Below are 11,558 nucleotides of genomic sequence, written 5' to 3'. Positions count from 1 at the left end.
CCGGATCACCCCGCCCGGTTGAATTGAAAAATCGGTTGCGAGGCAGGTCTCCTGGCTTGGGGCATGCGGGTCTTTAGACCGGCGCTGGCTGCGCCTTCCCGCCGTATTGGCAGTGGCGTGGCAGTCAGATAAACCCTTCACAGTTGCGGGGGCAGCCGCGGCTTGAACCGCGTTCCCTTCTTAGCTTCGACCTGGGCCGAAGAACCTCGAAGGTGCAAGGCTACAGGGGCTCGGTCAATTTGACTACCGTCGCTCTGCATGCTTTCCTACACGCCTTGTTTCGGGTGCCCTTCACAGGGTGAAACGGGAAACCGGTGAGTCATGCTTCCATGACGAGTCCGGTGCTGCCCCCGCAACGGTAAGCGAGCGAAGCGTCACAGCCACTGTGCCTCTGGGTATGGGAAGGCGATGCTTTCAGGACTCAGTTCAAGAGCCCCCTCGCAAGCCCGGAGACCGGCCCGAAAAAATCAGATAACAAACCCGCGGTGGGCGGGCGCTGTTCAGAACCCTGCGTGCCTGGCTCGCGGGGTTTTCATGCGCTCGTTTCACCCAGACACCTGAAAGGGACGCGCCATGTCGATCATCAGCAGCACTTCGCACACCAGCACCACCACTTCTCTCAGCCAACGCCTGACTGCCGCCATCGGTGCGTCGATCCTCGGCGCGTGCCTGGTGTATTTCGCCGGTTTCTCGCATATCGAGGCGGTGCACAACGCTGCCCACGATACCCGCCACAGCGCCGCGTTCCCTTGCCACTGAGACCTGCCGACATGATCAAGCGTATTGCGCAAACCGCAGGGTTCACCGGCCTGCTGGCCGCCCTGCTGCTGACCCTGCTGCAAAGCTTCTGGGTGGCCCCGCTGATTTTGCAGGCGGAATCTTTTGAAAAAGCCCCGGCCGCGACTGAAGTGGTGCATGAGCACGCCGCTGGCGCCGTCGCCCACACCCACGACGCCGAAGCCTGGGAGCCGGAAGACGGCTGGCAGCGCGTGTTGTCGACCACCGGTGGCAACTTGGTGGTCGCGGTCGGTTTCGCGCTGATGCTGGCCGGTTTCTACACCCTGCGCGCGCCGACCCGCACCGCTCAAGGCCTGCTGTGGGGCCTGGCCGGTTACGCGACCTTTGTACTGGCGCCTACCCTGGGCCTGCCACCGGAGTTGCCGGGCACCGCCGCTGCCGACCTGGCGCAGCGCCAGGTCTGGTGGATCGGTACTGCTGCGTCTACTGCTGCCGGCATCGCGCTGATCGTGTTTGGTCACAACTGGCTGCTCAAAGTGCTGGGCGTCGCAATCCTGGCCGTCCCGCACGTGATCGGCGCGCCGCAGCCGGAAGTGCACTCGATGCTGGCGCCGGAAGCGCTGGAAGCCCAGTTCAAGATTGCTTCGCAGCTGACCAACGTTGCGTTCTGGCTGGCCCTTGGCCTGATCAGCGCCTGGCTGTTCCGTCGCAATCGCGATGATCAATACTCGGCATGACGCTGGTCGTTGGCCTGGGTTGCCAGCGCGGTTGTGAGGCTCACACCCTGCTGGAACTGTTCGATACTGCCCTCGCCGAGGGCGGTATCGAGCGCCAGCGTGTCACCGCGCTGGCGAGTATCGATCGCAAGCAGGACGAACCGGGATTGCTTGCACTCGCCCGGTTGCTGAACCTGCCGCTGCAGTGTTTCAGCGCTGACCAACTGGCGATGTATGAAGACCGACTGAGCCACAAATCAGCGCTCGCCTTTGCGCATACCGGCTGTTACGGCATCGCCGAAAGTGCCGCCCTGGCCCTTGCTGAACACCTCTACGGCGCACCTGCACGCCTGTTGATCGCCCGCAAACAAAACGCCCAGGCCACCTTTGCATTGGCCTGCGTCGACTAAAACCCCGATAATCGCCCGTCTCGATCATGAGCATTTTTCATGCTCGCCCGTTTTTCGACAGGAATTCCCCATGACCGTCTACTTCATCGGCGCCGGCCCCGGCGACCCGGAATTGATCACCATCAAAGGCCAGCGGCTGATCCGCAGCTGCCCGGTGATCATCTATGCCGGCTCGCTGGTGCCCACGGCGGTATTGGACGGTCATCAGGCGGAACAGGTGATCAACAGCGCCGAATTGCACTTGGAACAGATCATCGAGTTGATCAAGGCGGCTCACGCCAAGGGCCAGGATGTGGCACGCGTGCACTCCGGCGATCCGAGCCTGTATGGCGCGATTGGCGAACAGATCCGTTATTTACGTGAACTGGGCATTCCGTTCCAGATCATTCCGGGTGTGACCGCAGTGGCGGCTTGCGCGGCGCTGCTGGAGGCCGAATTGACCCTGCCGGACATCGCCCAAAGCGTGATCCTGACCCGCTATGCAGATAAGACCAGCATGCCTGCCGGCGAGGACTTTGACAGCCTGGCGCGGCATGGCACGACCATGGCGATTCACCTGGGGGTCAATCATCTGGAGAAAATTGTCGCCGAGCTGCTGCCGCACTATGGGGCGGATTGCCCGATTGCCGTGGTGCATCGCGCTACCTGGCCGGATCAGGATTGGGCGATGGGTACGCTTAGCGACATTGCCGAAAAAGTCGCGGCAAAGGGCTTCCGGCGTACGGCATTAATTGTGGTGGGCCGGGTGTTGGCGAGTGACAGTTTCAGCGATTCGTCGCTGTATCGTGCCGGCCATGCCCACCTCTATCGACCATGACAATCCACATCACAAAATAACTACAAGTCATTGATATAGATAAATAAATACCAATAGCTTGTAGGAGCCCGGCTCGCCGGAGATGGCGTCTTCATGGGCACCATCGCCGGCAAGCCGGGCTCCTACAGGTGATGTTTTTTATCAGGACAATGATGTAATTGGTTGAATTTAAAGCATAAAAAAACGGCGCTCACGGGGCGCCGTTTTTTTGTTCGCAGTGAACGCCTTACTCAGTAGTAGGCGTTTTCTTTCTGCGTGTGGTCGGTCACGTCGCGTACGCCCTTGAGCTCCGGAACGCGCTCGAGCAGGGTGCGCTCGATGCCTTCGCGCAGGGTCACGTCCGCCTGGCCGCAGCCCTGGCAGCCGCCACCGAATTTCAACACGGCGATACCGTCATCCACCACGTCGATCAGGCTGACCTGACCGCCGTGACTGGCCAGCCCCGGGTTGATCTCGGTTTGCAGGTAGTAGTTGATGCGCTCGTTGACCGGGCTTTCGGCGTTGACGTTCGGCACCTTGGCGTTTGGCGCCTTGATGGTCAATTGGCCACCCATACGGTCCGTGGCGTAATCGACCACGGCGTCGTCAAGGAAGGCTTCGCTGAAGTTGTCGATGTAAGCAGTGAAGCTTTTCAGCCCCAGCGCGGTGTCTTCAGGTTTTTCTTCGCCCGGCTTGCAGTAGGCAATGCACGTCTCGGCGTACTGGGTGCCAGGCTGGGTAATAAAGACGCGGATGCCGATATTCGGGGTGTTCTGCTTGGACAGCAGGTCAGCCAGGTAATCGTGGGCGGCGTCGGTAATGGTTATGGCAGTCATGGAAACTCCTCACAGGCTTGACAGGAGTTTACGCCAAATTATTACGGAGGTACAAAGTCCTAGTGTTTTTGTCGGGATAGTTTTTGGTTTGGGTGTGGGTGTACATATCCGTTTCTGCGGTAACGGCTGATATGGGTTCCGCTCTTACAGCGGCTCACTTTTGAAAAGCGCAAAAGTAAGCAAAACGCTCTTGCCCCAACACTCGGCACCTCGCTTGGGCTCGGTGTGCCCGGGGCAGCATTCCGGTCCTTCCAATAGTGACCCGCTGTAAGAGCGGAACCATAGGTGGCACTTACCGCAACAACGGATATCCACCTAAAACCCCCGTCACAAATTCTCATACCGATTCATATCCAACACCCCCTCTTCCACCGGCGTGGTTTCCCGGATGTACTGCGACAAATCATGAAAATACTGCCAAAACAACGGATGACTCCGCCGCACACCCCACCGATCAACAATCTTCTCAAAGCGCTTGGCATCTTTAGCCTTCTCCATCAGCGCCACAAACTCCGGCACTTCCTGAGCCGGAATATTGAACATAAAGTTCGGATAGCTGCTAAGCACCCCCGGATAAATAGTCACCGTGTCCAGCCCAGGCTGATAGCGATAAGCCTCACCCAGCAAAAACGCCACATTACTGTGCGCACGGTTACGCAGCAGGCTATACACCACCCGCTTGCCGTTGGCGGTCTCGATCCGCAGCATCGTCGCTTCAGGCAATTGATCGATCACCGTGAGCCCCGCCGCCGGGCGTGCCGTCAGGCGGCTCAGCGCTTGTTCCGCATCCTGTAGCGCCGGATCAATGCCATCACGCGAGCAATAGGCCCCCACGCAACGGTTGATCGGGTCCGGACTGGCGTTCAAATCGCCGTAACGGGCCAGCAACTGGTTGGCAAAATCCCGTTTCGGGTCCTTTTCATCCAAGTACAACCCGCTGGGCTTGTCGTCATCAATCGCCTCGTAGTCCAGCCACAGCTTGATTTGGCCGCCGTTCTGGTACCAGTCGTCCATGAAGTCGTCGCGGCTATCCGCCGGCATCAGGCGCAGGAAGTTCTGTTCGGCGCCGTTGCGGATCAGGTCGAAGTACAGCCGGGTCTGGGCCTGGTGCGACACATTGCCGAACACATCGAAATTCACCGCCAACTGGTAATACGTGCGCTCCAGCAGCGGATAGTCGAACAACCACATCGTCTGCGGCACTTCGCCGATCAGGCCCTTGTTCACCGAGGCGCTGTCAAAGTGGCGGAAGATACTCAGCAAGGCATTGTCATTACCGGCCCACAAGCTCGACCAACTCGGCGGCGGCAGGTCGGCGTAGTTGTCCCGGCGCAGCGCTTCGTACTGGTTGCGCTTGTCGCGATAGGCCAGCCATAGGCTCAACACGCTGCCCACGTCATCGTTCTGCCCCGGCATCGCCAGCAACGGCGTGGCCTGGCCGCGATAACGCGCATCGGTGATGTACAGGTCGTGGTCGGGGTCCTGGAACAGGGTCCAGAAGTTGTCGCGAATCACGTCCGTGGCGATCTGCCCACGGCACACCGGCCCGCGAATAAAGGTGCGCACGAAGTATTCGGCGTTATCCAGCATGAACTGGTAACGCGCCTTGGCCGGGATCGCCTCGAAGGTTTCGAACGGATTGGCGCGGCGGCGCGGGCCGTAGCCAGGCGAGGCGTTGACCTGCCAGTCGCCGGCATAGAACAGCGACTTGATCCGGGCCATTTTTTCGGCACTGAACGGATAGGTGATGTGGGTCTTGTGCACGATCACGCCCTGCACCGGCCACAGGCGGTAGTAAACCCTCGTGCCTGGGTCGTCATTCGGGCGGCGGGTGCTGATCAGGTCGATCGGCTGGCCACTCGGCGTGCGCGAGCGCACCCACTGGAAGAAATGCCCCGGCTCGCCGTTTTCGAAGTAGATGTGCGCGAGGAACAAATGCTCGTACAACCAGCGCCCCACCAGGCTTTCACGGGCACCAGGCTGGTTAAACAGGTTTTCCCATTGCTGCACCTGCAGGGCTTCCTGGGCGCTGGGTGCCAGGCCTTGCTCGTCAATCGGCGCACCGGAGGCCAGCCAGCGTTGCAGAGTCTGGTATTGCTGGTCGGTCAAGCCGGTGACCGCCAGCGGCATGCCTTCGCTGGGATGGGCACCGGCGTAGGCGTTGAACTCGCCGGGCAGCGCGCACATGTTTTCGCGGTTGAGCCCCAGCACAATCTCTGCGGGCAACTTGGCATTGGGCTGCAAGGGCGCCTTATGCCCCATCTCCAGCATGCGCGTCATCAATGCGGCCTGGCTGCCTTGGGCGTCCAGTACCGAATAGAAGCCCTTCTGCTGCCAGGCCTGCTTGCCAAATGCGTCATAGAACAAACGGGTGGTCGGCGTCGCCTGGCTACGCTCGCCGTCGTAGACCGGCACTTTGGTCGCACCGCGCGCCGCACCCTCGGCACTTCCAAGGTTCAACTGGCAGGCGGAGTCGTAGCAGGCATGGCAGGCCACGCATTTCTCGGTGAAGATCGGCTGAATGTCACGAGTGTAGGAAATCGCCGGTAAAGCGTCCGCCTGGGCAGTACTGGCTATCAATGCCAGAACGGCGCTGACGATAAGACGAAGTGACATGTACCCGGTCCCGATTCAATGCGTGCGATAAAGAGCAGGCGGTGATTCTACCGGGCTAAGACCCGCACCAACATGAACGATATTCATGCAAAACCGGCACATGCTCCAAATCGGCACAGGTTTGCTATGATCCACGCCCTCCGTAATGCCTGACCAGAGTAGTCCCATGTCCGATCGTAGCGCTCGTCTGCAAGCCCTTCACCAAGCCCTCAAGGAACGTATCCTGATCCTCGACGGCGGCATGGGCACGATGATCCAGAGCTATAAACTGGAAGAGCAGGACTACCGTGGCAAACGCTTCGCCGACTGGCCAAGCGACGTCAAGGGCAACAACGACCTGTTGATCATCACGCGTCCGGACGTGATCGGTGGCATCGAAAAAGCCTACCTGGATGCCGGCGCCGACATTCTGGAAACCAACACCTTCAACGCCACCCGGATTTCCATGGCCGATTACGGCATGGAAGCACTGGCCTACGAGCTGAACGTAGAAGGCGCGCGACTGGCGCGTAAAGTCGCCGATGCCAAGACCCTGGAGAACCCGGCCAAGCCGCGTTTCGTCGCCGGCGTGCTCGGCCCTACCAGCCGGACGTGCTCGCTGTCACCGGACGTGAACAACCCCGGCTACCGCAACGTGACCTTTGATGAACTGGTGGAAAACTACACCGAGGCCACCAAAGGTCTGATCGAGGGCGGCGCCGACCTGATCCTGATCGAAACCATCTTCGACACCCTCAACGCCAAAGCCGCGATCTTCGCCGTGCAAGGCGTGTTCGAAGAACTGAATGTTGAACTGCCGATCATGATTTCCGGCACCATCACCGACGCGTCGGGCCGTACCCTGTCGGGCCAGACCACCGAAGCGTTCTGGAACTCCGTCAGCCACGCCAAGCCGATTTCGGTGGGCCTCAACTGCGCCTTGGGTGCGAGCGACCTGCGCCCGTACCTGGAAGAGTTGTCGAACAAAGCCAACACCCATGTGTCGGCTCACCCTAACGCCGGCCTGCCCAACGAATTCGGCGAGTACGACGAACTGCCGTCGGAAACCGCCAAGGTCATCGAAGAGTTCGCCCAAAGCGGCTTCCTCAACATCGTCGGCGGCTGCTGCGGCACCACGCCGGGCCATATCGAAGCCATCGCCAAGGCCGTGGCCGGTTACGCGCCACGCCCGATTCCGGACATCCCCAAGGCCTGCCGCCTGTCGGGCCTGGAGCCGTTCACCATTGACCGCAGCTCGCTGTTCGTCAACGTCGGCGAGCGCACCAACATCACCGGCTCCGCACGTTTTGCCCGGCTGATCCGTGAAGACAACTACACCGAAGCCCTGGAAGTCGCCCTTCAGCAGGTGGAAGCCGGCGCCCAGGTGATCGACATCAACATGGACGAGGGCATGCTCGATTCGAAGAAGGCCATGGTGACCTTCCTCAATCTGATTGCCGGTGAACCGGACATCTCCCGCGTACCGATCATGATCGACTCCTCCAAGTGGGAAGTGATCGAGGCCGGCCTCAAGTGCATCCAGGGCAAGGGCATCGTCAACTCCATCAGCATGAAGGAAGGCGTCGAGCAGTTCATTTATCACGCCAAGCTGTGCAAGCGTTACGGCGCGGCGGTTGTGGTGATGGCCTTCGACGAAGCCGGCCAGGCTGACACCGAAGCGCGCAAGAAAGAAATCTGCAAACGCTCCTACGACATCCTGGTGAATGAAGTCGGCTTTCCGCCGGAAGACATCATCTTCGACCCGAACATCTTCGCGGTCGCCACCGGTATCGAAGAGCACAACAACTACGCCGTCGACTTCATCAACGCCTGTGCCTACATCCGCGACGAGCTGCCGTATGCGCTGACCTCCGGCGGCGTATCCAACGTGTCGTTCTCGTTCCGTGGTAACAACCCGGTGCGTGAGGCGATCCACTCGGTGTTCCTGCTGTATGCGATCCGCAACGGCCTGACCATGGGTATCGTCAACGCCGGCCAGTTGGAGATCTATGACCAGATCCCGGCCGAGCTGCGCGATGCGGTGGAAGACGTGGTGCTCAACCGCACCCCGGAAGGCACCGACGCCCTCCTCGCCATCGCCGACAAATACAAGGGCGACGGCAGCGTCAAGGAAGCCGAGACCGAGGAATGGCGCGGCTGGCCGGTCAACAAGCGCCTGGAACACGCACTGGTCAAAGGCATCACCACCCATATCGTCGAAGACACCGAGGAATCCCGGCAGTCGTTCACGCGCCCGATCGAAGTGATCGAAGGCCCGTTGATGTCGGGCATGAACATCGTCGGCGACCTGTTTGGCGCCGGTAAGATGTTCCTGCCCCAGGTGGTGAAATCCGCGCGGGTAATGAAACAAGCCGTGGCCCACTTGATCCCGTTCATCGAGCTGGAAAAAGGCGACAAGCCGCAAGCCAAGGGCAAGATCCTGATGGCGACCGTCAAGGGCGACGTGCACGACATCGGCAAAAACATCGTCGGCGTGGTACTCGGTTGCAACGGCTATGACATTGTCGATTTGGGCGTCATGGTGCCTGCGGAAAAAATCCTGCAAGTGGCCAAGGAACAGAAGTGCGACATCATCGGACTGTCCGGGCTGATCACCCCGTCCCTGGACGAGATGGTGCACGTGGCGCGCGAGATGCAGCGCCAGGACTTCCACCTGCCGTTGATGATCGGTGGCGCCACCACCTCCAAGGCCCACACGGCGGTGAAGATCGAGCCCAAGTACAGCAATGACGCGGTGATCTACGTGACCGACGCCTCGCGCGCCGTGGGCGTAGCCACGCAGTTGTTGTCCAAGGAATTGAAGCCGGCGTTCGTCGAGAAGACCCGCCTGGAATACATCGACGTGCGTGAGCGCACCTCCAACCGCAGCGCGCGGACCGAACGCCTGAGCTACCCGGCGGCCATCGCCAAGAAGCCGCAGTTCGACTGGAGCACCTACACCCCGGTCAAGCCGACCTTTACCGGCGCCAAGGTGCTGGACAATATCGACCTCAAGGTACTGGCCGAGTACATCGACTGGACGCCGTTCTTTATTTCCTGGGACCTGGCCGGCAAATTCCCGCGCATCCTGACCGACGAGGTGGTGGGCGAAGCTGCTACCTCGCTGTACGCAGACGCCCAGGAAATGCTCGCCAAGCTGATCGACGAAAAGCTCATCAGCGCCCGCGCGGTGTTCGGTTTCTGGCCGACCAACCAGGTGCAGGACGATGACCTGGAAGTCTACGGTGACGATGGCCAGCCAATTGCCAAACTGCACCACTTGCGCCAGCAAATCATCAAGACCGACGGCAAGCCGAACTTCTCCCTGGCCGACTTCGTTGCGCCAAAAGACAGTGGCGTGACCGACTACATCGGTGGCTTTATCACCACCGCCGGCATCGGCGCCGAAGAAGTCGCCAAGGCGTATCAGGACGCGGGCGACGACTACAACTCGATCATGGTCAAGGCCCTGGCCGACCGCCTGGCCGAGGCCTGCGCCGAATGGCTGCACCAGCAAGTGCGTAAAGACTACTGGGGCTATGCCAAGGACGAACAACTGGACAACGAGGCGCTGATCAAGGAGCAGTACAGCGGTATCCGCCCTGCCCCCGGCTACCCGGCGTGCCCGGATCACACCGAGAAAGCCCAGCTGTTCCAACTGCTCGACCCCGAGGCCCGCGAAATGCAAGCCGGGCGCAGCGGCGTGTTCCTCACTGAGCACTACGCGATGTTTCCGGCAGCGGCGGTCAGCGGCTGGTACTTCGCCCACCCGCAGGCGCAGTACTTTGCCGTGGGCAAGGTCGACAAGGACCAGGTGGCCAGCTACACCGCCCGCAAAGGCCAGGACCTGAGCGTGAGCGAACGGTGGCTGGCGCCGAACCTGGGTTACGACAACTAAGCCCTGCCGGATGATCGTTCCCACGTTCAGCGTGGGAATGCCGCCCGTGACGCTCCGCGTCGCCCTCCCCGACCCAGCCGTAGGCCATCGTCTATGCTGTCCCACACACACCTTGTGTCGAGGGATGTATGGACGATCCAGGCAACAACAAGCCACCGACCTTCTGGCAGATGCTTCACAGCGTCATGGCCGCCGCCTTCGGCGTGCAGAGCGGCAAGAACCGCGCGCGGGACTTCACCCATGGCAAGCCCAGCCACTTCGTGGCGCTGGGCATTCTGTTCACTGCAGTGTTTGCCTTGACGCTGTTCGGCATCGTCCAACTGGTGCTCCACCTGGCGGGTGTCTAGCGCAGCAGCAGTTGCAGGCTGAAGGGGTATAGATAGGACGCCGGCTTGCCCTGGGCGGACAGCGCGCGAAAATTCACCGACGGTGTCGGCCCCAACAAGCGCCGTACCTGGCCGACATCGATCAACTGGAATAACGCCAGCTGACGGTCGCGCCCGCCGTATGCGCCAATGTCCACGCCCTTGGCATCATCATTGATCAGCACCATGGCCCACCCGCCCACGGTGAAATGCCCAGCGACCAAGCTCGACAAGCGCCCATCCAGGCGCGCCTGCAAGATCTCGGGCGAGCTGTTGACCGCGCTGAACAGCGTATCCTTACCGGGCAATCGCCCACTGGCCTGGAGCGCCTGCATGGCGCCCAGCGCCATCTGATCGTTGGCCGACCACACCAGCGCCGTCTGCGGATAGCGCTTGAACAGTTGCATCGCTTGCTCGAAGGCCCGCTCGCGGCTCCACTCGCCGAAGACTAACTGGCGCAGGCGCACCTCGGGATGCTCGGCCAGCGCCCGACGCATGCCCCGCTCACGCAATTGCGCGACCGGCGTGGTCTTGAAGCCGGAAAATGCCAACAGGTCGAGGGATTGGCCGGGCGCAACCGGGCCGTACTGGTGCAGCAGGTCGCTGAGCATCAGATAGCCAGCTTCTTCGTCGTCGGCGACCAGGCTGCCGATCAAATGGATGCCGTTGCGGGCTCCCAGCAATTGCACCTGGTCGGGGGTCAGCGCGCTGTTCACTACCAGCAGCTTGACGCCACTGCCCTCAGCCATGCGCAGGATCTGCGGTGCAACGTATTGCTCATTCACCAGCACCAGATAATCAGGCCGCTGGCTGCCTTGCAGCACCTCACGCGCCTGGGCCAGCGTGTTGTTGGCATCACGCTCGGCATAACGCACACGCAAATCCAGGCCGAGATCCTTGGCGGCGGCCTGCATGAATTGCGTGTAGCTGACCCAGAAGGTTTCCGTCGACATACCGGGGTTGAGAAAGACCACAGAGGTCGCATGAGCCATCGCCCCATACGCCGCCCCCAGGCACCACAAACACGCAATCAGAACCTTCGACATGCTTAATTCGAGCCTTGAATATAAGCCGCCATGATAATGCCGGCTCGCCAGTATATCGAGGCTCGAACAGGGTTCTTTATTGGTGGCTGACCCAGAACACGGCGGTTCCCACCACCAGAATTATCAGGAACAGAATGGCCCAGGCATCAACGGTACTG

General features: G+C 60.7%; 9 protein-coding genes and 2 riboswitches. Of the genes, 6 read left to right on the top strand and 3 right to left on the bottom strand.

What is annotated here, in order from left to right:
• Nucleotides 1-24: 24 nt before the first annotated feature.
• Nucleotides 25-224: riboswitch (cobalamin riboswitch) on the bottom strand.
• Nucleotides 225-265: 41 nt separating this feature from the next.
• A riboswitch (cobalamin riboswitch) is annotated at nucleotides 266-476 on the top strand.
• Nucleotides 477-573: 97 nt separating this feature from the next.
• The 4 genes from ACR52_RS19040 to cobM all read left to right on the top strand — a co-directional run bounded on the left by ACR52_RS19040 (nucleotide 574) and on the right by cobM (nucleotide 2,681).
• Entirely contained in the window at nucleotides 574-759 is a 186-nt protein-coding gene (locus ACR52_RS19040; protein WP_048727794.1) for a CbtB domain-containing protein, read from the top strand.
• 11 nt (nucleotides 760-770) lie between these two features.
• Nucleotides 771-1,475, top strand: a complete 705-nt coding sequence (locus ACR52_RS19035; RefSeq protein WP_048727791.1) for a CbtA family protein — start codon at nucleotides 771-773, stop codon at nucleotides 1,473-1,475.
• The gene (locus tag ACR52_RS19030; RefSeq protein WP_048727787.1) at nucleotides 1,472-1,864 is read left to right on the top strand and encodes a cobalamin biosynthesis protein; all 393 of its coding nucleotides are present in this window, start codon (nucleotides 1,472-1,474) and stop codon (nucleotides 1,862-1,864) included. The genes ACR52_RS19035 and ACR52_RS19030 overlap by 4 nt, the downstream gene beginning before the upstream one ends.
• Before the next feature lie 70 nt (nucleotides 1,865-1,934).
• Complete coding sequence (gene cobM / locus ACR52_RS19025; protein ID WP_048727784.1) at nucleotides 1,935-2,681, top strand: precorrin-4 C(11)-methyltransferase; 747 nt, start codon at nucleotides 1,935-1,937, stop codon at nucleotides 2,679-2,681.
• 230 nt (nucleotides 2,682-2,911) lie between these two features.
• On the opposite strand, the gene nfuA is transcribed toward cobM, so the two are convergent.
• Nucleotides 2,912-3,496 (bottom strand): Fe-S biogenesis protein NfuA, encoded by a 585-nt coding sequence (gene nfuA, locus ACR52_RS19020; RefSeq protein WP_048727782.1) that lies wholly within the window; start codon nucleotides 3,494-3,496, stop codon nucleotides 2,912-2,914.
• A gap of 327 nt (nucleotides 3,497-3,823) precedes the next feature.
• Nucleotides 3,824-6,112, bottom strand: coding sequence for a fatty acid cis/trans isomerase (locus ACR52_RS19015; RefSeq protein ID WP_048727780.1), 2,289 nt, complete (start codon nucleotides 6,110-6,112; stop codon nucleotides 3,824-3,826).
• A 166-nt stretch (nucleotides 6,113-6,278) separates the two neighbouring features.
• Here ACR52_RS19015 and metH point away from each other — a divergent pair, with 166 nt between their 5' ends.
• Together metH and ACR52_RS19005 are read left to right on the top strand one after the other, a co-directional pair.
• Nucleotides 6,279-9,989 carry a methionine synthase gene (metH, locus tag ACR52_RS19010; protein ID WP_048727777.1) on the top strand — a complete coding sequence of 1,237 codons (3,711 nt, stop codon included), beginning with the start codon at nucleotides 6,279-6,281 and terminating at the stop codon, nucleotides 9,987-9,989.
• A gap of 128 nt (nucleotides 9,990-10,117) precedes the next feature.
• On the top strand, nucleotides 10,118-10,336 hold the full coding sequence (locus ACR52_RS19005) for a DUF2970 domain-containing protein (RefSeq protein WP_048727774.1): 219 nt from the start codon (nucleotides 10,118-10,120) through the stop codon (nucleotides 10,334-10,336).
• Here ACR52_RS19005 and ACR52_RS19000 read toward each other — a convergent pair.
• Complete coding sequence (locus ACR52_RS19000) at nucleotides 10,333-11,400, bottom strand: ABC transporter substrate-binding protein (RefSeq protein WP_048727771.1); 1,068 nt, start codon at nucleotides 11,398-11,400, stop codon at nucleotides 10,333-10,335. The genes ACR52_RS19005 and ACR52_RS19000 overlap by 4 nt on opposite strands.
• Nucleotides 11,401-11,558 lie beyond the last annotated feature (158 nt).

Source organism: Pseudomonas fildesensis (assembly GCF_001050345.1).
In the GTDB taxonomy this organism is placed as follows: Bacteria; Pseudomonadota; Gammaproteobacteria; order Pseudomonadales; family Pseudomonadaceae; genus Aquipseudomonas; species Aquipseudomonas fildesensis.
This window is presented reverse-complemented; position numbering and strand designations above follow the sequence as displayed.